Raw genomic sequence first — 21,725 nt, forward strand, 5'->3', positions numbered from 1 at the left:
CACGCTCACTAAACATTGTTGCACATTAAATCAGAAGCTGCATTCCAATACTGTATATTCAAACAGGTCAGATTGTGTCATAATTAGCCGTTTCTGCCGTTTGTCCTTCAAACAAACCAGGCATCCGAGTCTCTACCGGGAAAGGTGAATGGATAAGATCGAAGTACGGGGCGCCCGCACCCATAATCTCAAGAATATCAACCTCATAATCCCTCGCGACAAGCTGATTGTCGTGACCGGGCTATCGGGTTCTGGCAAGTCATCTCTGGCTTTCGACACCTTGTATGCCGAAGGACAGCGTCGTTACGTTGAATCGCTCTCCGCCTATGCGCGTCAGTTCCTGTCACTGATGGAAAAGCCGGACGTCGACCATATCGAAGGGTTGTCGCCTGCCATTTCCATTGAGCAGAAATCAACGTCCCACAACCCGCGTTCTACGGTTGGTACGATTACTGAAATTCATGACTATCTGCGTCTGCTGTTTGCCCGCGTGGGCGAGCCGCGCTGCCCGGATCATGACGTGCCGCTGGCCGCGCAAACCGTCAGTCAGATGGTGGATAACGTGCTGGCGCAGCCTGAAGGCAAACGCCTGATGCTGCTGGCGCCAATCATTAAAGACAGGAAAGGCGAGCACACCAAAACGCTGGAAAACCTGGCAAGCCAGGGCTACATCCGCGCGCGTATCGACGGGGAAGTGTGTGACCTTTCCGATCCGCCGAAGCTGGAACTGCAAAAGAAACACACCATTGAAGTGGTGATTGACCGCTTTAAAGTGCGCGACGATCTCACGCAGCGTCTGGCCGAATCGTTCGAAACGGCGCTGGAGCTGTCGGGTGGTTCCGCTATCGTCGCGGATATGGACGATGCGAAAGCCGAAGAGCTGCTCTTCTCCGCGAACTTTGCCTGTCCGATTTGCGGCTACAGCATGCGCGAACTGGAACCGCGTCTGTTCTCGTTTAACAACCCGGCTGGCGCGTGCCCTACCTGTGATGGTCTGGGCGTGCAGCAATATTTCGATCCGGATCGCATCATTCAGAATCCGGAGCTTTCGCTGGCGGGTGGCGCGATTCGCGGCTGGGATCGCCGTAATTTCTACTACTTCCAGATGCTGAAATCCCTGGCCGAACACTATAAGTTCGACATCGAAGCGCCGTGGGCGAGCTTAAGCCCGAATGTTCATAAAGTGGTGCTGTCAGGTTCCGGCAAAGAGAACATCGAGTTCAAGTACATGAACGATCGCGGCGATACTTCCGTGCGCCGCCATCCGTTCGAAGGCGTGTTGCATAACATGGAACGCCGCTACAAAGAGACCGAGTCCAGCGCAGTGCGCGAGGAGCTGGCGAAGTTTATCAGCAACCGCTCCTGCACCACCTGTGAAGGGACGCGTCTGCGCCGCGAGGCTCGCCATGTCTTTGTCGAGAACACGGCGCTGCCGACCATCTCAGACATGAGCATCGGCCACGCGATGGACTTCTTCACCAATCTTAAGCTCTCCGGCCAGCGCGCGCAGATTGCGGAGAAAGTGCTGAAAGAGATTGGCGATCGCCTGAAGTTCCTCGTGAACGTCGGCCTGAACTATCTGTCACTTTCTCGCTCAGCGGAGACCCTCTCCGGCGGCGAAGCGCAGCGTATCCGTCTGGCAAGCCAGATTGGCGCGGGTTTAGTCGGGGTGATGTACGTGCTGGATGAGCCGTCCATCGGCCTGCACCAGCGCGATAACGAACGCCTGCTCGGCACGCTGATCCACCTGCGTAATTTGGGTAATACGGTGATTGTGGTCGAGCACGACGAAGACGCAATCCGCGCCGCAGACCACGTCATCGATATCGGCCCTGGTGCGGGTGTGCATGGCGGCCAGGTGGTCGCCGAAGGGACACTGGCCGACATCATGGCCGTTCCGGAGTCGTTGACCGGGCAGTTCATGAGCGGCAAACGCAAAATCGACGTGCCGAAGCAGCGCGTTGCGGCCAACCCAGAGAAAGTGCTGAAGCTGACTGGCGCGCGCGGCAACAACCTGAAAGACGTCACGCTGACGCTGCCGGTTGGGCTGTTCACCTGTGTCACCGGGGTGTCGGGTTCCGGTAAATCGACGCTGATTAACGATACCTTGTTCCCGATTGCACAGACTCAGCTGAACGGTGCAACGCTCGCCGAGCCAGCGCCATATCGCGACATTCAGGGCCTGGAACATTTCGATAAAGTGATCGATATCGATCAAAGCCCGATTGGCCGTACGCCGCGTTCAAACCCGGCTACGTATACGGGCGTCTTTACACCTGTACGTGAACTGTTTGCCGGTGTTCCTGAATCACGCTCGCGCGGGTATACGCCAGGACGTTTCAGCTTTAACGTGCGCGGTGGCCGCTGTGAAGCCTGTCAGGGCGACGGTGTGATCAAAGTTGAAATGCACTTCCTGCCGGATATCTACGTGCCGTGCGATCAGTGCAAAGGCAAGCGCTATAACCGCGAAACGCTGGAGATTAAGTACAAAGGCAAAACGATCCACGAAGTGCTGGATATGACCATTGAAGAGGCGCGTGAATTCTTCGATGCGGTGCCTGCGCTGGCGCGTAAGCTGCAAACGCTGATGGACGTGGGGCTGACCTACATTCGTCTCGGGCAGTCAGCGACAACGCTCTCCGGCGGTGAAGCCCAGCGCGTGAAGCTGGCGCGTGAACTGTCGAAACGCGGTACAGGCCAGACGCTGTATATCCTGGATGAGCCAACCACCGGCCTGCACTTTGCCGATATCCAGCAGTTGCTTGAAGTGCTGCATCAGCTGCGCGATCAGGGCAACACCATTGTGGTCATTGAGCACAATCTGGATGTCATCAAAACCGCAGACTGGATTGTGGATCTCGGTCCGGAAGGCGGCAGCGGCGGCGGTGAAATCCTCGTCTCCGGTACGCCAGAGACAGTTGCCGAGTGCGAAGCCTCGCACACCGCGCGCTTCCTTAAACCTCTGCTGTAATCCTCAGTCTGAAAGCTGCTGTCGGGTATTTTCCGGCAGCAGCTCAAAGGCCTGCTTGTAAGAGGCATCCACCAAATAGTAAATCTGCGAATCGGGCAGCGAGCCGTCGAGATAAACGGTGCTCCAGTGCGCTTTATTCAGATGCTTGCTTGGGCGCACATCGCTGTGCTGCTGACGCAACAAGTCCGCCAGTTCCGGGCTGGTTTTTAACGATGCCGCCGGACGCCCTTCTACCTCTTTTACCATCGCAAACAGCACGTCAGCCACTTTGATCTGCGTAGCTTTCCAGTCGCTGTGGACACTTTGCCCGGCGCCCGGTTTATTCATGCAATATTGCAGTATCTCCGAAATTGTCATCTTTGCTCCCCTGTGAGTGGGTTGAGTGCGACCTGAGGACTTGCCTCTTTAAGTGTGCAGCAAGACGACAAAAGGTAAACCCGGGCAGGCCCAATTTGTACAAATAATCATCGATTATCAGTATTCAGAATTAACAATCACCTCTTCGCCAAAAGAGCCGGCCATAGGCAGCGGGCGGTACGTCGAGTTGGAGGCGCGCAGAACGCGGATGCCACGGGCACCGACATCACGGGCGGCAGAGATATCGTTATCCGAATCGCCGTAGAACACTTTGATATTTTTCTGTTCCAGCCACTGGGTCTTGGTGTTTTGCCCGTGCTTATCCCCGGCAAAAATCACCGGATTCATATTCGCTGGCGGAATAGAAAAATCGCCCTGCAGGGTTTTGCTGACGGTTTCCGTTTTGGTCTGGCTGCGACCGGTGATGAAATAGATGCTGTCGCCGCGTTTTACGTGCATCGCAATCAGTGCGCGACCCACCTCTTTCGGGATACTGAATTCATCCCAGCCGTTGTTCATTTTTTCCCAGAATTCCGGGTTCTTCAGATACTCCTCGCTCTCAGGCGAGTAAGTTTTTTTGCCTCGCCAGAAGCCAGGGCTTGAAAAGAGGACGGTATCGTCGATGTCAAAACCGACAGCCATTGGCGCGCGGCCCATCAGGCTATTTTCAATTTGTGCCACGGAGACCCAGTGAATGGGGGCTTGTTCAGCCAGAATGGCGGCGGTGGTTCCGGTGTAAAGCGGCGTTGGTGCGGAGGCTCGGGCACCGACTGCACTATTAAGCGAGAACAATAAGCAGGCGGCGCTGAGCGCCAGTGTGATCTTGCGCATGTATTCCCCTGAATATTCAGTTTGTTATCGTTTTAAATTGAGCGAATGGTCAAAAATCTATCAGACCTTAACCCCTGAGCCAGGCGAAGGAAAGGAAATTTTTCAGATTGTCCCTGGTAAAGGGAGGGATATCACAAAGCGGGAAAAACAAAAAAGCCGGGTGGCCATTGCGCCTTACCCGGCCTGCGATTCAGGTCGTGGTCACCGTTATTGGCCCGGTACGCACAGCGCCACCGGGCGTTAATGGGTACGAACCCAAAAGAGTAAGTGAGTGCTTACATCACAGCCGCAAACGCCTGTGCGACGCGCTGAACGTTATGCGCATTCAGCCCTGCGACACACATGCGGCCGCTGGCAATCAGATAGACGCCAAACTCTTCACGCAGACGATCGACCTGCTGCGCGCTCAGCCCGGTGTAGCTGAACATCCCACGCTGCTTGAGCAGATAATCGAAGTTATGCTCCGGTAACGCGCTTTTCAGGGCGTTAACCAGCGCCTGACGTATCGCCAGAATACGCGTACGCATCGCTTCCACTTCAGCAAGCCAGGTCGCTTTCAGGCCCTCATCGCCCAGAACCGTCGCCACGACCTGCGCACCGAAAGCTGGCGGGCTGGAGTAGATACGACGCACGGTGGCTTTGAGCTGGCCAAGCACGCGACCTGCTGCCTGTTCGTCTTCGCAGACCACCGACAACCCGCCGACACGCTCGCCGTACAGGGAGAAAATTTTCGAGAAGGAGTTGCTCACCAGTGCTGGCAGCCCGGCGCTGGCAATCGCGCGGATCGCGTAGGCATCCTCTTCCATGCCTGCGCCAAAGCCCTGATAGGCGATGTCGAGGAACGGGATCAGATTCCGCGCTTTCAACACCTCAATGACCGCATCCCACTGGCTGTTGGTCAGATCCGAACCGGTTGGGTTGTGGCAGCATGGGTGCAGCAGGACGATGCTGCGCTCCGGCAAGGTGTGCAGTTTTTCCAGCAGCGCTTCAACGCGTACACCTTTGGTGTCGTTGTCGAACCACGGATAGGTGCTGACGGCAAAGCCCGCGCCTTCAAAAATCGCAACGTGGTTTTCCCAGGTCGGATCGCTGACCCATACGCCTGAATCGGGGAAGTATTTTTTCAAAAAATCGGCGCCCACTTTCAGCGCACCGGAACCACCCAGCGTCTGAATAGTTGCGACGCGTTTTTGCGTTAATACCGGGTGATCGGCACCAAACAGCAGCGGCGCAATGGTGTCGCGGTAGGTGTTCAGCCCTTCCATCGGCAGATAGAGCGAGGCGCCGTGCGGCACCGCGTTGAGACGCGCTTCGGCTTCGGCCACCGACTGCAGTTGAGGAATAATGCCGTCTTCGTTGTAGTAAAGACCGATGCTGAGGTTCACTTTGTCGCTGCGTGAATCTTCTTTGAAACGCTCCATTAAGGAGAGAATGGGGTCGCCGGCGTAGGCGTCAACTTTCTGGAACACGCGATGTATCTCCGGATATCTGTCAGGCAGGGATTTCAACAATAAACCGGAAGCGCGAGAAGATCGAGGGGATGTTCATCACAAGGTGCATGCCGGGTGAGGCGAAGCCGCCACCCGGCACTCAATGGGCGTTAATCGACGTACTTCATCGCCACCCGCGACGTCAGGCGCGTGATAAGTTCGTAAGCACTCACTTTCGTAATTTCAGCAATGCGCTCAACGGGTAAACCTTCGCCCCACATCACGACCGGATCGCCCGCTTTGTCGGCGGCATCAGGCCCGAGATCGACGCAAATCATGTCCATCGCGACACGCCCGACAAGTTTCACCTGACGGCCATTCACCAGCACGGGCGTACCGGACGGTGCCGCGCGCGGATAACCGTCGCCGTAGCCCATCGCCACCACGCCCAGACGCGTATCGCGCTCGCTCACCCAGGTGCCGCCGTAGCCAACCGGTTCACCCGCCTGATGCTCACGCACGGCAATCAGGCTGGAGACCAGCGACATCACCGGCTGGAAGCCAAAATCAGGCCCCCAGGGTTTACTTTCCAGCGGCGAAACGCCGTAGAGAATAATGCCCGGACGCGCCCAGTCGAAGTGCGACTGCGGCCAGAGCAAAATACCGCCGGACGCCGCGATAGAGCGCATTCCCGCCTTGCCTTCGCAGAAGGTGTTAAAGATGTCGAGCTGCTGCTCCGTGGCGCCGCACTCAGGCTCATCGGCACGGGCAAAGTGGCTGACGATATTCACCGGCTGACGCACGTTTTTGCACTGGCTCAGGCGCTGATAAAACGCCTCTGCCTGCTCCGGGCGCACGCCCAGGCGATGCATGCCAGTGTCGAGTTTCATCCACACGGTGACCGGCTCGCTGAGGGTCGCAGCTTCTAGTGCGGCCAGCTGCTCTTCGTTATGCACGGCGGTATGGAGATGCTGATCGGCAATCGTCGTCAGATCGTCGGCTTCGAAAAAGCCTTCGAGTAACAGAATCGGTTGGGTGATGCCGCCCGCGCGCAGGTGCAGGGCTTCTTCGAGACGGGCGACGCCAAAGGCATCGGCATCAGGGAGCGTTCGCGCGGTCTCAAGAAGACCGTGTCCGTAAGCGTTCGCTTTCACGACTGCAACGAGCTTACTGGCGGGCGCCAGTTCACGCAGACGTTGCAGGTTGTGTCGCAGAGCGCGGCGGTTAATGACTACAGTTGCCGCTTGCATTCGAATTCCTTGCCTTAATGAAATAAATCCAATCCTCTGAATCATTTGCGTTCCAGCGGCGGTGGCTGTAACGCGAAGGATGACGAGGATTTATTCGTCGTCGTACTGCGGCCCCGCATAATTATCAAAACGCGACCACTGACCGTTAAACGTCAGACGCACCGTCCCGATCGGGCCGTTACGCTGCTTACCAATAATGATTTCCGCGATGCCTTTCATGTCGCTGTTCTCGTGATAGACCTCGTCACGGTAGATGAACATGATCAAGTCGGCATCCTGCTCGATGGAGCCTGATTCACGCAGGTCGGAGTTGACCGGGCGCTTATCGGCACGTTGTTCCAGGGAGCGGTTAAGCTGTGACAGCGCCACGACGGGCACCTGCAACTCTTTGGCTAACGCCTTGAGTGAGCGAGAAATTTCTGCAATTTCCAGAGTACGGTTATCGGAGAGCGACGGCACGCGCATCAGCTGCAGGTAGTCAATCATGATAAGGCCGATGCCGCCGTGTTCGCGGGCGATACGGCGCGCACGGGAGCGCACTTCCGTCGGCGTCAGGCCGGAGGAGTCATCGATATAGATGTTCCGTTTTTCCAGCAGAATGCCCATGGTGCCTGAAATGCGCGCCCAGTCTTCGTCGTCAAGCTGACCGGTACGAATACGGGTCTGATCCACGCGCGACAGGGACGCCAGGGAACGCATCATAATCTGGTCCGATGGCATCTCAAGACTGAAGATAAGCACCGGTTTATCCTGCAACATCGCCGCGTTTTCGACGAGGTTCATCGCAAATGTCGTTTTACCCATCGACGGACGCGCCGCGACGATAATCAGATCCGACGGCTGCAAACCGGCGGTTTTTTTGTTGAGATCGTCGTAACCGGTATTTACGCCGGTCACGCCGTCATGCGGCTGCTGGAAAAGCTGTTCGATACGCGCGACGGTGGAGTCGAGCACGTCGGCGATATTTCGCGGACCTTCGTCTTTATTGGCGCGGCTTTCGGCGATCTTGAAGACGCGGGATTCGGCGAGGTCCAGCAAATCTTCGCTGGTACGGCCCTGTGGATCAAAGCCCGCTTCGGCGATCTCGTTCGCAACGGCGATCATCTCGCGCACAACGGCGCGTTCGCGCACGATATCTGCATAAGCGCTGATGTTCGCCGCACTTGGCGTGTTTTTCGATAACTCTGCCAGATAGGCAAATCCACCGACCGAATCCAGCTGCCCCTGACGCTCCAGCGATTCTGCCAGTGTAATCAGGTCAATCGGGCTACCGGCTTCCTGCAGGCGCGCCATTTCGGTAAAGATATGGCGGTGTGGACGAGTATAAAAATCGTCGGATACCACGCGCTCGGCGACATCGTCCCAGCGCTCGTTGTCCAGCATTAAACCGCCCAACACCGACTGTTCCGCTTCAATCGAGTGCGGCGGGACTTTGAGTCCGGCGACCTGCAAATCGCGCTCGCGAGGCTCAGTCTGTTTGTTGAAGGGTTTATTTCCTGCCATAGTGAATGGATTACCATAAATTGAGAGACGGGGAAGTATAACCGTCTGCAAATGAATCGACAAAGGAGTTCAACGTGGCAACTCGTATCGAATTTCACAAGCATGGTGGTCCAGAAGTCCTCAAGGCCGTGGAGTTTACCCCCACGCCGCCTGGGGAAAATGAAATCCAGGTCGAAAACAAGGCCATCGGTATCAACTATATCGACACCTACATTCGCGGCGGGCTTTATCCACCGCCAGCCCTGCCGAGCGGTCTGGGGACCGAGGCTGCGGGTGTCGTGGTTAAAATCGGCAGCGGCGTGAAGCATATTAAAGAGGGCGATCGCGTGGTGTACGCCCAGTCGCCGTTGGGCGCGTACAGTTCGATTCACAACGTGCCCGCCGATAAGGCCGCCATTCTGCCGAACGCGATCTCATTCGAACAGGCCGCCGCCTCCTTCCTGAAAGGGCTGACGGTCTATTATCTGCTGCGCAAAACCTACGAAATCAAACCTGACGAGCAGTTCCTGTTCCACGCCGCAGCGGGTGGCGTTGGGCTTATCGCCTGCCAGTGGGCAAAAGCGCTGGGCGCAAAACTGATCGGTACCGTCGGCAGCGCCCAAAAAGCGCAGCGGGCGTTACAGGCTGGCGCGTGGCAGGTGATCAACTATCGCGAAGAGAGCATCGCCGAGCGGGTGAAAGAGATCACCGGCGGCAAGAAACTGCGCGTGGTGTATGACTCGGTAGGGAAAGACACCTGGGAAGCGTCGCTGGACTGCCTGCAGCGTCGGGGTTTGATGGTGAGCTTTGGCAACGCCTCGGGCGCGGTCACCGGGGTGAATCTGGGTATTCTGAATCAGAAAGGCTCGCTGTACGTGACGCGCCCTTCCCTGCAAGGTTACATCACCACCCGTGACGAACTGACAGAAGCCAGCAATGAGCTATTTTCGCTGATCGCCAGCGGCGTGATTAAAGTGGACGTGGCTGAGGCGCAGAAATATCCGCTGAGCGATGCACAGCGCGCGCATGAGGTGCTGGAGAGTCGTGTGACGCAGGGATCGAGTTTGCTGATCCCTTAAAAAGAATTAGGGCTTCCCGTAGGAAGCCCTTTCTTTTTTTAGTTCGGCTGTATGTAGGGTACAGCTCGATGAATTCTTTAACGGCGGCAATAGTGACAGATTCGATAAGTAAATCCTATTCTGTTCTAAGCATCGCTGCCGGAAAAGTTGCAGGTATGTGACGAAGACCTCAATACCTTAGTAACGAAAGCGGTTATTGCGCTGATACTGTGGGACTTTTGGCGCTTTTATCGCCCGAATTACCCACACCACGGCCACCGCCAACAGCAACCACGGCAACAGTTTTAGCATCAGTGCAAACAGCCCACCGATAAACATCACCACCGTCGCCACAACCAGTGCCGCCAGAATGCCAAGCAGCGAAATTCCGGTCGCCATCAGCATGACAAAAAATCCAATCACAAACAGCAATTCCAGCATGGCTCTCTCCCACGTCAATACCATAAAGATGTAGTGAGTATTACAAGAAACGTGCCAAATTTAACTTATTGAATTCAAAACAAAACGCCCCGCGAACATTCGCAGGGCGTGGTGAATTTGACGAACTTTTAGTGAAAATTATCGCTTGTCAGCGACCAGACGCAGGGCCTGCTCCAGCACTTCGATATCCGCCCCGGCTTTATGCGCGTTTTCACTCAGGTAGCGACGCCACTGACGCGCCCCTGGAATGCCCTGGAACAACCCGAGCATATGACGCGTCACGTGGCCCAGATAGGTACCATTGCTCAGCTCACGTTCGATGTACGGGTACATGGCACGCACCACGGCCACCGGATCGTTATCGGCGCGCTCAACGCCAAAGATCTCCCGATCCACCGAGGCCAGAATGCCCGGATTTTGATACGCCTCGCGGCCTACCATGACGCCATCCATATGTTCTAAATGGGCTTTGGCTTCGTCGAGAGACTTGATACCGCCGTTAATCGACATTGTCAGATGCGGGAAATCACGCTTTAGCTGATACACGCGCGGGTAGTCCAGCGGCGGAATTTCACGGTTCTCTTTTGGACTGAGACCGGACAACCAGGCTTTACGCGCGTGGATAATAAACATCTCGCACTCGCCCTTCCCGGATACAGTGTCGATGAAATCGCACAGGAATTCGTAGCTGTCCTGATCGTCGATGCCGATACGGGTTTTGACCGTCACCGGAATCGACACCACATCGCGCATCGCTTTGACGCAATCCGCCACCAGTTGGGCATTCCCCATCAGGCACGCGCCGAACATGCCGTTCTGCACGCGATCGGACGGGCAGCCGACGTTGAGGTTAATTTCGTCGTACCCACGCTCTTGCGCCAGTTTCGCACAATGCGCCAGCGCCGCCGGATCGCTGCCACCAAGCTGCAACGCAACCGGATGCTCTTCTTCGCTGTAGGCCAGATAGTCGCCCTTTCCGTGAATGATCGCCCCGGTGGTGACCATTTCGGTGTACAGCAGCGTGTGGCGAGAGAGCTGACGCAAGAAATAGCGGCAGTGTCTGTCGGTCCAGTCGAGCATCGGCGCGATGGAAAAACGGTGTGCAGGGAAATCGGACTGTAGTTCTGACGGCATGGCGAAGTTTTAAGCATGTGGTGGAAAAGGGGCGCTACTATAGCACAAAGAAAAGCCGGAGGCGCATGGCCTCCGGTCGTCTTAGAAGGTGACGCTCAGCTGCGCGCCTGCCCCCCAGGTTTTGTCCTCGCCGTACAGACCCATCAGATCCACATGGACCGCGTTGAACGGCGCAAAGCCAACACCGCCGGTGAAGACGTTGCTGTCATTGTCCTTCACGTCCGCGCGATAACCGGCGCGCACCGCCAGCCAGCTGAGCGGAGTGACCTCGGCGCCGACGCCGACGTACTGAGAGTTATCTTCGCTCTTGAAGCCTTTGGTTTCAGTCAGATCGCCATCGGCAGTCAGGGTCACCAGATCGTTATGCCAGGCCACGCCCGCAGTCACCAGCGGACGGATCTGGTAGGTATCTTTGTAGCTCACCACGTCACCCGTGCGGCCATTGCGGATACGGATATCTTTGGTATCGATATCGCGCGACATCAGGTTCTGCCCGCTCAAGCCCACCGTCCAGTTCTCGCCAAAATCGGCGGCCACACCGGCATCCACGTTAAAGCCAGTATCGTCCGTGCGATAGCGGCTGCTGTTCCAGTCGCTGCTGTCATAGGTGTAAATGGAGGTGGTGTAGTTGTAGAGCCAGGTTTTTTGCAGTTTTGGCGTGATACCGACCGAGACCGGCACATCGCCAATATCAAACTGACGGGCCACCGCGACGCCATAGTCAGAGACAATCGCTGCCCGGCCTGAGGCCGTGGAGTTGAGGTTTTTGGTGATCTCATCCGAACCGTTAAGAGCGGCATCAAGCGCGACGCTGCCCGCCACCAGTTTGCTGTTCTGGATGCTGCGCAGATAATCGATATCCTGCTGGTCAATAGAGGAACTTACCCGTGCGTGAGCGTTGCCTTTCGCCACAAAGGCGACCGCCAGCACGTTATTTGGAATGCTGACCGCAATCCCGGCACCGGCGGTGGCGCGAGCGGTTTTACCTTTCAGATCGTCCAGCTCGTCAGCAAGATCTTTCGCGGCACTCTGAAACTGGTTAACGGATCCCAAAGGATTGGCGATGATCTCAGCCGCTGTCAGGCTGTTAATCACATCGTCGTAGTAATCGACTTTATCGCTGATATCGTCGATCTGATCCTGCAGATTATCTTTGTCAGTAATCTGTGCGCCGACCGAAGGCAAAATAACGGTAATGTCGTCATCCGGTTTTGCTTTTGCCAGCAGTGCCGGGTTAATAAACGCTCCGCTACCGTAATTGCCTGATGCAACGCCAGTACCGCCCATCGCGTCGCTACGCGCTTCTGTCCAGGTATTGGCTGCTCCCGCCTCGTTTGCCATAAACAGGGAGACAGCGATGCTAACCACCGAAAATTTAAAATGTTTTTTCACAGTATGCTCGTTTTATAGTCTGTTATTAAACAACCCCTGTCAGTTATCACCCATACAGGGACGAACTATTGCTGTGAATAACATCAAAAAGACACGCCTGTTCCCTAAGTTAAATCTTCCGCGAGGCCTGTTGTAATTTGTGACGGCCCTCAATATTTATAGAAGAGGATATTATTTTCGCCCAGGTTTTCCGTCGTGAGGGCCAAAAAATTGCGGCGGATGGTCCACCCAGCGGTCCTCGCGGGTGGCGGCGTAGACCGGGTTGAGCGGGTAATAGATGCGGTTGTGTTTTTTGTTCGCCTCGCCCACCACCAGCAGCCGCACCTCTTCATCGGTGTTATTGATAAAGGTGTGGCACACGCCAGTTCCGGCCGGAAAACCGACGCTGTCGCCCGGCTCTAGCTTCCATAAATATCCGTTAATCCACGCCTGGGGATACCCTTCAATAACAAAGATAAACTCCTCTTCGTCGCTTTCAGCGTGCGGATACGAAGTGCGACGGCCCGGCGGCAGGCGCTCATGGTGGATACCTATCCGCCCAAGCCCCAGTTTGCGGGCCAGCGGTGCGCCGATAGCAAAAAGTTCGTCACTGTCTGGATAAGTGGAGTCGTCGGCACCTTCGACGTCGCGCCAGTGCCGGATGCAATCAGGTCTTTTCATTGTATTTTTCCCGTGTGGCGATGGGTCAGGTATAGCACAACTGTGGCGGATCTCGGCGTTTTCAGCAGAACATGGTAAAGTGAGGGTTTTCCAGACTCCATAATTCGAGGTGCGATATGGATAAGACCACGATGCAAGATCTGTTAGCGCAAGCTGAAAAGCTCTGTGCGCAACGCAATGTGCGCCTGACCCCGCAGCGCCTTGAAGTGTTACGTCTGATGAGCCTGCAACGCGGTGCCATCAGCGCCTACGATCTGCTCGATCTGCTGCGTGAAAGCGAGCCGCAGGCGAAACCGCCCACCGTTTATCGCGCGCTGGATTTCCTGCTGGAGCAAGGCTTTGTGCATAAGGTTGAGTCGACTAACAGCTATGTGCTGTGCCATCTTTTCGATCAGCCAACACATACCTCGGCCATGTTTATCTGCGATCGCTGCGGCGCGGTCAAAGAAGAGGGGGCGGAAGGTGTGGAAGATATTATGCATTCGCTGGCGGCTAAAATGGGCTTTGCCCTGCGCCATAACGTGATTGAAGCACACGGGTTGTGTTCAGCCTGTGTCGAAGTGGAAGCCTGTCGTCATCAGGGTGAATGTCAGCACGATCACTCCATTCTGGTGAAGAAAAAACCGCGCTAAAAACGAAGCGGGCGGCCATTAGGCCGCCCTCAGGGATTGTACTTCCGTGTACAACGGGTAGAACTCTGTTACCAGCGGTAGTCGTTGCGTTTTTCCCAGTCAACAACCTCTTTTTCCGCCTGATCTTTCGCGTAGCCGTAGCGTTCCTGAATCTTACCTACCAGCTGTTCGCGTTTACCTTCAATGACGGTCACATCATCGTCGGTCAGTTTACCCCATTGTTCTTTCGCTTTACCTTTGAACTGTTTCCAGTTACCGCCGATTTCGTCTTTATTCATAATCAATTCCTCATCGTTCGGTTATCACGTAAATTCGAGTCGTCCGTTACGTTCATTTCTGCTGGACGTGATAATAATTGTAGATAAGGATTCGGCATGCGTGTTGAGATTCAGAATCTTTAACCGTTTCGTCAAATCACGCTATCCGCTAAACCAGCTGTTATTGCGCCAGTGGCGCCGCCAAATCAGCGCTAATGACAGGCCGCGCAAGGCGAGGAACACCGCCAGCGCCAGCCACAAACCGTGGTTGCCGAGCCAGGGCAGCGTGAAGAGCGTCAGGGCGAAACCGGCCGCCGCGACTGCCATGCTGTTGCGCATTTCCGCCCCGCGCGTTGCGCCGATAAACATACCGTCCAGCAGATAGCACCACACCCCCACCACCGGTAACACGACCTGCCAGATGATGTAGTGATTAGCCAGTTCTCTCAGTTCAGGCAGCGAGGTCAATAGCGCTACAATCTGCCCGCCAAATAAGGCATAGATCAGTGCGAAGACCAGCGCCACCAGCCCAGACTGACGACAGGCCGCGCGCCAGACCTCCTGCAACTGCCCCGCCTCACGGGCACCATAGGCCTGGCCCGAATGGGCTTCCACCGCATAGGCAAAACCGTCCAGCGCATAGGCGGTGAACGTCAGCAACGTCATCAGCACTGCGTTTACGGCCACGATCTCCGGCCCCAGGCGCGCGCCGAACACCGTCAGGGCGCCAAAGCAAAGTTGCAGCAGCAGCGAGCGAAACATGATGTCGCGGTTAAGCGCCAGCAGTTTACGGATGTTGCCGTGCCACGCTGTTTTGAGCATCGCGAATGAGATTCCCCGCATGGCCAGCACGCGTTTCACCATCCATAGGCCAATGAAGAAAGTGCCGTACTCTGCGACCACCGTTGCCAGCGCCGCCCCCTGCACGTTCATGTGCAGACCCATCACCAGCCACAGATCGAGCACGATATTGAGTAAATTTCCCACCACCAGCAGGATCACCGGCGCACGCGCGTACTGCACACCCAGCAACCAGCCGAGCAGAACCAGATTTGCCAGCGATGCCGGTGCGCTGAGCCAGCGGATTTCGAGGAAGCGCCGCGCCTGTTCCAGCACCGCTTCACTACCGCCCACAACATGCAGAGCCAAATCGATGAGCGGCGTGCGCAGCAATACAATTAGCAGCCCTGCGCCAAGGGCGAGGATCAGCGGCTGCACCAGCGCACGGGCAAGTCGAACGGGATCTTTGGCACCAAACGCCTGGGCAGTCAGCCCGGTGGTGCTCATGCGTAAAAAGAGCAGCAGCATGAAGAGGAAACTGGTCGCCGTCGCGCCAATGGCCACGCCGCCGAGGTAAACAGGGGAATCCAGATGACCAATCACCGCCGTATCCACCAGTCCTAACAGGGGAACGGTGATATTGGAGAAAATCATCGGCAGCGCAAGACGCCACAATGCCTTGTCTGAGGTTGTCAGCAGAGACATGAGAAAGTACCGGGAATTGAGAGTAGACAGTCAGGCTGCGGTGCGACCACAGCCTGTCAGTAAGAGATTACAGCCATTCGCCGTTGCGGATAACACCAACAGCCAGACCTTCAATAGAGAAAGCCTGTTCGCGGAGATCCACCACAATCGGGGAAAACTCGCTGTTTTCTGGCAACAGCTGAACCGTGTTGCCCTGTTTTTTCAGGCGCTTAACGGTCACTTCGTCGTCGATACGCGCAACCACAACCTGCCCATTGCGCACATCCTGCGTTTTATGAACCGCCAGCAGATCGCCATCCAGAATACCGATGTCTTTCATGGACATCCCACTGACGCGCAGCAGGAAATCGGCACTTGGCTTGAACATGGCCGGATCGACCTGATAGTGACCTTCAATATGTTGCTGTGCCAGCAAAGGCTCACCCGCCGCGACGCGACCCACAAGTGGCAGACCTTCTTCTTCTTCCACCAGCAGGCGAATTCCGCGTGACGCACCAGAGACAATCTCAAGAACGCCTTTACGCGCCAGCGCTTTGAGATGCTCTTCAGCGGCATTTGGAGAACGGAAGCCCAGGCGCTGCGCGATTTCCGCACGCGTCGGTGGCATTCCCGTCTGGCTGATATGATCTCGAATGAGATCAAACACCTCTTGCTGTCTGGCCGTTAACGCTTTCATTCCGCCCCCTGGGTGTATATACAGTTATGCTGTGAGTATATACAGTTAAAGGTGATTTTGGAATCAAAAACTGCACAAAAAACCAGAGACTTATTGGATTCCTGAAGCCTTATCGAAAATGTGACCAAAGAAGCGTGCCCCAGGTGATGGCTGCGATGATAATCGCCAGCAGCACAGCGGCAGAACCCATGTCCTTCGCACGGCCCGACAGCTCATGGAAATCAGAACCGATGCGATCCACCACCGCTTCAATAGCGCTGTTGAGAATTTCCACTATCATCACCAGAAGGACTGAACCAATGAGCAACACGCGGGTTATCGGGTCGACATCCAGAAAACAGGCGATGATCACCGCAACAACCGCAGCAACCCCTTCCTGGCGGAAAGCGGCCTCATTGATCCATGCGGCGCGGAAACCTTTCCATGAATATCCGGCAGCTTTGATGATTCGGGTTAACCCAGTGGTATTATTGGCCATTAAAAGAACCTTTTCTTAGATTTAGCGTCAGTAACTATAGCTGTAGCGCGTAGCAATACAGCCTGAAGTATGACCGGTAACAACAGAAATTTTGCGCGCTTTCTGTTATCCTTGCGCCGCAATTGCATTATTAACCAGAGGCTTTACATCGTTTATGTCCGGCTGGCCACGAATTTACTACAAATTACTTAATTTACCATTAAGCGTCCTGGTAAAAAGTAAGTCTATCCCGGCGGAACCTGCGCTGGAATTAGGGCTCGATACCTCGCGCCCTATTATGTACGTTTTGCCTTACAACTCGAAGGCAGACTTACTGACGCTCCGCGCCCAATGTCTGGCGCATGACTTGCCCGATCCGCTCGAACCCCTTGAGGTCGACGGGACTCTGCTGCCGCGCTACGTGTTTATTCACGGCGGGCCGCGCGTGTTCACCTATTACACGCCAAAAGAAGAGTCCATCAAGCTGTTCCACGACTACCTCGATCTGCACCGCAGCAACCCCAGTCTGGATGTCCAGATGGTGCCGGTGTCGGTGATGTTCGGTCGTCGTCCTGGCCGTCAGAAAGGCGAGGAAAACCCACCACTGCGTATGCTGAACGGTATCCAGAAGTTCTTTGCCGTCTCATGGTTAGGCCGCGACAGCTTTGTGCGTTTCTCCCCTTCCGTCTCCCTGCGCCGCATGGCGGATGAGCACGGGACGGATAAAATCATCGCCCAGAAACTGGCTCGCGTCGCGCGTATGCACTTTGCCCGTCAGCGTCTGGCTGCCGTTGGCCCGCGCCTGCCTGCACGCCAGGACCTGTTCAACAAATTGCTGGCATCTAAAGCCATTGCCCGCGCGGTTGAAGACGAAGCGCGCAGCAAGAAAATCTCTCACGAGAAAGCCCAGCAAAATGCCATCGCCCTGATGGAAGAGATTGCGGCCAACTTCTCCTACGAGATGATCCGCCTCTCCGACCGTATCCTGAGCTTCACCTGGAACCGTCTGTATCAGGGGATTAACGTCCATAATGCCGAGCGCGTGCGCCAGCTTGCCCACGACGGCCACGAAATCGTCTATGTGCCTTGCCACCGCAGCCACATGGACTACCTGCTGCTGTCATACGTGCTGTATCATCAAGGGCTGGTACCACCGCACATCGCGGCCGGTATCAACCTGAATTTCTGGCCAGCCGGCCCGATTTTCCGCCGTCTGGGTGCGTTCTTTATTCGTCGTACCTTCAAAGGCAACAAGCTCTACTCCACGGTGTTCCGCGAATATCTGGGCGAGCTGTTTAGCCGTGGCTATTCCGTTGAGTATTTCGTCGAAGGGGGGCGTTCCCGTACGGGCCGTCTTCTGGATCCGAAAACCGGTACTCTGTCGATGACCATTCAGGCGATGCTGCGCGGCGGTACGCGTCCGATTACGCTGGTGCCGATCTACATTGGTTACGAGCACGTCATGGAAGTGGGCACTTACGCCAAAGAGCTGCGCGGTGCGACTAAAGAGAAAGAGAGCCTGCCTCAGATGCTGAAAGGCCTGAGCAAGCTGCGCAATCTCGGCCAGGGTTACGTGAACTTTGGCGAACCGCTGCCGCTGATGACCTATCTGAACCAGCACGTGCCGGAGTGGCGCGAATCTATCGACCCAATCGAAGCGATTCGCCCTGCATGGCTGACGCCTACGGTGAATAATATCGCGGCCGATCTGATGGTGCGTATTAACAACGCCGGGGCGGCGAACGCCATGAACCTGTGCGTCACGGCACTGTTAGCCTCACGCCAGCGCTCGCTGACGCGTGAACAGCTGACCGAACAGCTCGATTGCTATCTGGATATTATGCGTAATGTCCCGTACTCAGCGGATTCCACCGTTCCGTCTGCCACCGCCAGTCAGCTGATCGACCACGCGCTGCAGATGAACAAGTTCGAAGTTGAGAAGGACACCATCGGGGACATCATCATTCTGCCGCGCGAGCAGGCGGTGCTGATGACCTACTATCGTAACAACATCACGCATATGCTGATGTTGCCGTCGCTGATGGCAGCCATCATCACTCAGCATCGCCGCATTTCCCGTCAGGAACTGCTGCGCCATGTTGAGACGCTCTATCCGATGCTGAAAGAAGAGCTGTTCCTGAGCTGGAGCAAAGATGAAGTGGCCGTTGAGCTGGAAAAACTGACTGCTGAGCTGTTGCGTCAGGGTCTGTTGACCGTCAAAGATGACGAGCTGCATATCAACCCGTCACGTTCCCGCACGCTGCAGCTGCTGGCGGCCGGTGCGCGTGAAACGTTGCAGCGCTACGCGATCACCTTCTGGCTGTTGAGCGCGAACCCGTCTATCAACCGTGGTACCCTGGAAAAAGAGAGCCGCACGCTGGCTCAGCGTTTATCCGTGCTGCACGGCATTAACGCCCCAGAGTTCTTCGATAAAGCGGTGTTTAGCTCACTGGTACTGACGCTGCGCGATGAAGGCTATATCAGCGATACCGGCGATGCGGAACCTGAAGAGACGATGAAGGTTTATCAGATGCTGGCCGAGCTGATAACGTCGGACGTGCGTTTGACCATTGAAAGCGCAACGCAGGACGAGTGACATAAAAAAGCCGGGAGGCGATTTCGCCTTTCCCGGCTTACACATATGCATCAGATATATGCCCGGTGAGCGTTAGCGCTGCCGGGCATTTTTTTCAGGAAAAATAGCTCATCGCCAGCCCTAAAAACAGCACCAGCCCAACATAGTTGTTATTCAAAAACGCTTTGAAACAGGCTTCACGCTCGCGATTCGCAATCAGCTTTTGCTGATATGCAAACAGCATCCCCGCCACCAGCACGGACCAGTAAAATTCCCAGTTCAGGGCGTTCAGATAACCAATCAGTACCATCAGCCCTAACACCGCGACCTGCAATATCCCGATGATCAGCTTGTCGTGGCGGCCAAACAGAATCGCCGTCGATTTGATGCCAATTTTCAGATCGTCATCGCGGTCGACCATCGCATACTGGGTGTCGTACGCCACCGCCCACAGAATGTTAGCGAGGAACATCAGCCAGCAGCTCAGGGGCACTGATTCACTAACAGCGGCAAACGCCATCGGAATCGACCAGCCAAAGGCCGCGCCCAGCACCACCTGCGGCAGATGGGTATAGCGCTTCATAAACGGATACACCCACGCCAGCGCCAGTGCCGCAACCGAGAGTAAAATCGTCATGGTGTTGAGCGTTAAAACCAGCAGAAACGCGAGGAGCACCAGCACCACAAACAGGGTGCGGGCCTCTTTTTCTGACACCTGACCGCTCGGCATCGGACGGTTGGCGGTGCGTTTCACGTGGCCGTCAAATTTGCGGTCGGCATAATCGTTAACCACGCAGCCCGCGGCACGCATCAGCCAGACGCCTGCGACAAACACTGCCAGGATCCACAGCGGCGGTAAACCAGGGGTGGCAACCCACAGCGCCCATAGCGTCGGCCACAGCAACAAAAAGGTGCCGATGGGTTTATCGGTACGCATCAAGCGGTGAAAAGCCAGCAGCTTATCCTGCGTCAGACTCCACTCCATTTTCATATCCTCTTAGTACAACGGCGATGCAGGCAAAAAGAGTTCTGTCAGCATGAGCGGCTTGCCGCTTAAGCGCAGGCGGGAACGGCGTCCCCACAGGTCTGCATTGCGACCAATTTCAATAAAATCACGGGTAAGCTCAGACGACGTAAAAAGATAGCGTCCCAGCGGGGTTTTACCCAGCTGTTGCAGCGCCAGCTCCGGGCCGCACAGGGTAGATTCAGGGACCACGGTCCGCCCGGCAAGCCAGGGTTCACCATCGGCGCAGAGTAAAATTTCACGCAGCCAGTAACGATCTTCTTTTGGCAGCAGCGGCAGTTCACTGGCGACGTCATCAGGCGAGACGAACCCTTCCTGAATCAGCGTTACCGTGACTTTTTTCCCCTGCTGCTCAAAGCGTTTCGTCATGGAATCTTCCAGCAGCAACCAGTCCAGTTGCTCCGGGTCAAGCGCGGGAATGTTTTCAAAATAGCGCAGCGCACGCAGTTGCGTTAGCGCAGGGTGTGACATGCCAGACTCTCCGATACATAACGTCTGGCTATTGTATCGCAGAAAAGCAGATTGGGGGCGGCCAAACGCGGTTTAACGATCATTATCGCAACAGGAGTGCAACAGCCTGCGCCGCCCAAAAAAAAGTGCGCCCACTCAGGCGCACTAAACTACTGACAACATCAGCACTGTGGGGAGACGGTCACCCCTTGCCTTTTACACTGCTGATAAAGGTGGAACGGGCAGTGGTCGAACCTAAACGCTCAGCTTCATCCAGCAGCTTCAGCGCTTTGTCTACATCGCCGCGATCAACTGCTTCTTTGATGGCGCGATTGAAGTAACTTTCAGTGTCATTCAGCATCGGCTCGGCTTTCTTCGCCGGAGCTGGTGCTGGTGTCGGCGCAGCGGCAGGGGCAGCGGCGACAGGCGCGGCATAAGCCGGTGCGGCGGTGTTACCCACGGTCACAGGGCCAGGGCCGGCGGAGCCAAACAGTGGGCCAACCAGCACGCTGGAGGCGGAAGAGGTGCTGACCTTCAGTTTCAGCGTGCCGTCGGTGGTGTGGCGCGCTTTTGGATCCGGAATATCCGGGACCGCATTGCCCGTGCCTTTGGCGTAGGCTTTGGCCGGGTCAACCAGGGTAGTTGTCTGGGCGAGATCCTGCGGCGTCGTGAAGACCAGCACATAAATTTTCTGCTGACCCAGCGCAGGCGTCAGGCGCATCACCCCTTCCAGGCGATCGGCGCTCATCACGCCCGGCTCCTGATAGGTAAAATAGCTGCTCGGGAAGAACGCCGATGGCGTCATGTTCTGATCCAGAATCAGCACGTTCGGCGCAAAGACGTGGGTTTGCTTGTCGACAATACTGGTCAGCGTCAGGTTCAGCTCACCAATGTTTGCCGGGACGCTCCAGGCCGCGACCGGGCCGGAAATACCAGGCACATTTAGCTGCTGGCCGCCGCTCGCAAGATCGGTGCTTTGGGTTTTAGACTGGTCGACAGGCGTCCAGACCAGTTGTTGCAGCGCAGAAGCCGGGATGGCGGGAGCCGCCGTGGTGTTCTGCGGAACGAAATTAACCTCGGCAAAACTGACTGCCGGAACGCTTGCCAGCAGGCCAGCGGAAAGGCAGAGGGCGACGAGACTTTTGTTCATTTTCATTGTTATC

20 protein-coding genes are annotated in these 21,725 nt (G+C 56.0%); 4 read left to right on the forward strand and 16 right to left on the reverse strand.

All coding sequences use genetic code 11. The features are described 5' to 3' along the window. Window positions 1–148: 148 nt before the first annotated feature. Entirely contained in the window at window positions 149–2,971 is a 2,823-nt protein-coding gene (uvrA, locus tag OVA10_RS04620) for an excinuclease ABC subunit UvrA (protein WP_100778050.1), read from the forward strand. Window positions 2,972–2,974: 3 nt separating this feature from the next. On the opposite strand, the gene OVA10_RS04625 is transcribed toward uvrA, so the two are convergent. The 5 genes from OVA10_RS04625 to dnaB all read right to left on the reverse strand — a co-directional run bounded on the left by OVA10_RS04625 (window position 2,975) and on the right by dnaB (window position 8,342). Next, window positions 2,975–3,328: an MmcQ/YjbR family DNA-binding protein gene (locus OVA10_RS04625; RefSeq protein WP_100778051.1), complete on the reverse strand. Its 354-nt coding sequence runs from the start codon at window positions 3,326–3,328 to the stop codon at window positions 2,975–2,977. Window positions 3,329–3,445: 117 nt separating this feature from the next. After that, the gene (gene aphA, locus OVA10_RS04630) at window positions 3,446–4,159 is read right to left on the reverse strand and encodes an acid phosphatase AphA (protein ID WP_100778052.1); all 714 of its coding nucleotides are present in this window, start codon (window positions 4,157–4,159) and stop codon (window positions 3,446–3,448) included. Between the two features lie 275 nt (window positions 4,160–4,434). Further along, window positions 4,435–5,628: an aromatic amino acid transaminase gene (tyrB, locus tag OVA10_RS04635; protein ID WP_268195502.1), complete on the reverse strand. Its 1,194-nt coding sequence runs from the start codon at window positions 5,626–5,628 to the stop codon at window positions 4,435–4,437. Between the two features lie 131 nt (window positions 5,629–5,759). After that, window positions 5,760–6,839, reverse strand: a complete 1,080-nt coding sequence (gene alr, locus OVA10_RS04640) for an alanine racemase (RefSeq protein WP_181827172.1) — start codon at window positions 6,837–6,839, stop codon at window positions 5,760–5,762. A gap of 90 nt (window positions 6,840–6,929) precedes the next feature. Next, complete coding sequence (gene dnaB / locus OVA10_RS04645; RefSeq protein WP_100778055.1) at window positions 6,930–8,342, reverse strand: replicative DNA helicase; 1,413 nt, start codon at window positions 8,340–8,342, stop codon at window positions 6,930–6,932. Window positions 8,343–8,416: 74 nt separating this feature from the next. Here dnaB and OVA10_RS04650 point away from each other — a divergent pair, with 74 nt between their 5' ends. After that, a complete protein-coding gene (locus OVA10_RS04650; protein WP_100778056.1) occupies window positions 8,417–9,400 on the forward strand; it encodes a quinone oxidoreductase in 984 nt (327 codons plus the stop codon). 177 nt (window positions 9,401–9,577) lie between these two features. Here OVA10_RS04650 and pspG read toward each other — a convergent pair whose 3' ends face one another. The 4 genes from pspG to OVA10_RS04670 all read right to left on the reverse strand — a co-directional run bounded on the left by pspG (window position 9,578) and on the right by OVA10_RS04670 (window position 13,006). Further along, window positions 9,578–9,820: an envelope stress response protein PspG gene (gene pspG / locus OVA10_RS04655; protein ID WP_100778057.1), complete on the reverse strand. Its 243-nt coding sequence runs from the start codon at window positions 9,818–9,820 to the stop codon at window positions 9,578–9,580. A 138-nt stretch (window positions 9,821–9,958) separates the two neighbouring features. Further along, window positions 9,959–10,954, reverse strand: a complete 996-nt coding sequence (gene dusA, locus OVA10_RS04660) for a tRNA dihydrouridine(20/20a) synthase DusA (RefSeq protein WP_268195504.1) — start codon at window positions 10,952–10,954, stop codon at window positions 9,959–9,961. 81 nt (window positions 10,955–11,035) lie between these two features. Then, window positions 11,036–12,295 carry a conjugal transfer protein TraF gene (traF, locus tag OVA10_RS04665; protein WP_371923377.1) on the reverse strand — a complete coding sequence of 420 codons (1,260 nt, stop codon included), beginning with the start codon at window positions 12,293–12,295 and terminating at the stop codon, window positions 11,036–11,038. A gap of 222 nt (window positions 12,296–12,517) precedes the next feature. After that, entirely contained in the window at window positions 12,518–13,006 is a 489-nt protein-coding gene (locus OVA10_RS04670; protein WP_100778060.1) for a cupin domain-containing protein, read from the reverse strand. 116 nt (window positions 13,007–13,122) lie between these two features. Between OVA10_RS04670 and zur the strand changes: the two genes are divergently transcribed. Beyond that, a complete protein-coding gene (gene zur, locus OVA10_RS04675) occupies window positions 13,123–13,638 on the forward strand; it encodes a zinc uptake transcriptional repressor Zur (protein ID WP_100778061.1) in 516 nt (171 codons plus the stop codon). A gap of 68 nt (window positions 13,639–13,706) precedes the next feature. Here the strand turns inward: zur and OVA10_RS04680 are convergent, their stop codons facing one another. The 4 genes from OVA10_RS04680 to OVA10_RS04695 all read right to left on the reverse strand — a co-directional run bounded on the left by OVA10_RS04680 (window position 13,707) and on the right by OVA10_RS04695 (window position 16,534). Continuing rightward, a complete protein-coding gene (locus tag OVA10_RS04680; protein ID WP_095280331.1) occupies window positions 13,707–13,916 on the reverse strand; it encodes a CsbD family protein in 210 nt (69 codons plus the stop codon). Between the two features lie 141 nt (window positions 13,917–14,057). Further along, complete coding sequence (gene dinF / locus OVA10_RS04685; protein WP_268195507.1) at window positions 14,058–15,380, reverse strand: MATE family efflux transporter DinF; 1,323 nt, start codon at window positions 15,378–15,380, stop codon at window positions 14,058–14,060. Window positions 15,381–15,447: 67 nt separating this feature from the next. Further along, window positions 15,448–16,056 (reverse strand): transcriptional repressor LexA, encoded by a 609-nt coding sequence (gene lexA, locus OVA10_RS04690; RefSeq protein ID WP_100778063.1) that lies wholly within the window; start codon window positions 16,054–16,056, stop codon window positions 15,448–15,450. A gap of 109 nt (window positions 16,057–16,165) precedes the next feature. Further along, entirely contained in the window at window positions 16,166–16,534 is a 369-nt protein-coding gene (locus OVA10_RS04695; RefSeq protein WP_100778064.1) for a diacylglycerol kinase, read from the reverse strand. Between the two features lie 154 nt (window positions 16,535–16,688). Here OVA10_RS04695 and plsB point away from each other — a divergent pair, with 154 nt between their 5' ends. Further along, complete coding sequence (gene plsB / locus OVA10_RS04700) at window positions 16,689–19,109, forward strand: glycerol-3-phosphate 1-O-acyltransferase PlsB (protein WP_100778065.1); 2,421 nt, start codon at window positions 16,689–16,691, stop codon at window positions 19,107–19,109. A 94-nt stretch (window positions 19,110–19,203) separates the two neighbouring features. Here plsB and ubiA read toward each other — a convergent pair whose 3' ends face one another. The 3 genes from ubiA to malM all read right to left on the reverse strand — a co-directional run bounded on the left by ubiA (window position 19,204) and on the right by malM (window position 21,718). Next, the gene (gene ubiA, locus OVA10_RS04705; protein ID WP_100778066.1) at window positions 19,204–20,073 is read right to left on the reverse strand and encodes a 4-hydroxybenzoate octaprenyltransferase; all 870 of its coding nucleotides are present in this window, start codon (window positions 20,071–20,073) and stop codon (window positions 19,204–19,206) included. Between the two features lie 12 nt (window positions 20,074–20,085). Then, entirely contained in the window at window positions 20,086–20,583 is a 498-nt protein-coding gene (gene ubiC, locus OVA10_RS04710; protein WP_100778067.1) for a chorismate lyase, read from the reverse strand. Window positions 20,584–20,764: 181 nt separating this feature from the next. Beyond that, window positions 20,765–21,718: a maltose operon protein MalM gene (gene malM / locus OVA10_RS04715; RefSeq protein ID WP_123429859.1), complete on the reverse strand. Its 954-nt coding sequence runs from the start codon at window positions 21,716–21,718 to the stop codon at window positions 20,765–20,767. Between the last annotated feature and the right edge of the window lie 7 nt (window positions 21,719–21,725).

The organism is Lelliottia sp. SL45, assembly GCF_026672535.1.
Lineage (GTDB): Bacteria > Pseudomonadota > Gammaproteobacteria > Enterobacterales > Enterobacteriaceae > Enterobacter > Enterobacter nimipressuralis.

Coding starts and splice junctions, on each gene's coding strand:
- uvrA (WP_100778050.1), top strand. CDS start 149: ATGGATAAGATCGAAGTACGGGGCGCCCGCACCCATAATCTCAAGAAT.
- OVA10_RS04625 (WP_100778051.1), bottom strand. CDS start 3,328: ATGACAATTTCGGAGATACTGCAATATTGCATGAATAAACCGGGCGCC.
- aphA (WP_100778052.1), bottom strand. CDS start 4,159: ATGCGCAAGATCACACTGGCGCTCAGCGCCGCCTGCTTATTGTTCTCG.
- alr (WP_181827172.1), bottom strand. CDS start 6,839: ATGCAAGCGGCAACTGTAGTCATTAACCGCCGCGCTCTGCGACACAAC.
- dnaB (WP_100778055.1), bottom strand. CDS start 8,342: ATGGCAGGAAATAAACCCTTCAACAAACAGACTGAGCCTCGCGAGCGC.
- pspG (WP_100778057.1), bottom strand. CDS start 9,820: ATGCTGGAATTGCTGTTTGTGATTGGATTTTTTGTCATGCTGATGGCG.
- dusA (WP_268195504.1), bottom strand. CDS start 10,954: ATGCCGTCAGAACTACAGTCCGATTTCCCTGCACACCGTTTTTCCATC.
- traF (WP_371923377.1), bottom strand. CDS start 12,295: ATGGCAAACGAGGCGGGAGCAGCCAATACCTGGACAGAAGCGCGTAGC.
- OVA10_RS04670 (WP_100778060.1), bottom strand. CDS start 13,006: ATGAAAAGACCTGATTGCATCCGGCACTGGCGCGACGTCGAAGGTGCC.
- zur (WP_100778061.1), top strand. CDS start 13,123: ATGGATAAGACCACGATGCAAGATCTGTTAGCGCAAGCTGAAAAGCTC.
- OVA10_RS04680 (WP_095280331.1), bottom strand. CDS start 13,916: ATGAATAAAGACGAAATCGGCGGTAACTGGAAACAGTTCAAAGGTAAA.
- dinF (WP_268195507.1), bottom strand. CDS start 15,380: ATGTCTCTGCTGACAACCTCAGACAAGGCATTGTGGCGTCTTGCGCTG.
- lexA (WP_100778063.1), bottom strand. CDS start 16,056: ATGAAAGCGTTAACGGCCAGACAGCAAGAGGTGTTTGATCTCATTCGA.
- OVA10_RS04695 (WP_100778064.1), bottom strand. CDS start 16,534: ATGGCCAATAATACCACTGGGTTAACCCGAATCATCAAAGCTGCCGGA.
- plsB (WP_100778065.1), top strand. CDS start 16,689: ATGTCCGGCTGGCCACGAATTTACTACAAATTACTTAATTTACCATTA.
- ubiA (WP_100778066.1), bottom strand. CDS start 20,073: ATGGAGTGGAGTCTGACGCAGGATAAGCTGCTGGCTTTTCACCGCTTG.
- ubiC (WP_100778067.1), bottom strand. CDS start 20,583: ATGTCACACCCTGCGCTAACGCAACTGCGTGCGCTGCGCTATTTTGAA.
- malM (WP_123429859.1), bottom strand. CDS start 21,718: ATGAAAATGAACAAAAGTCTCGTCGCCCTCTGCCTTTCCGCTGGCCTG.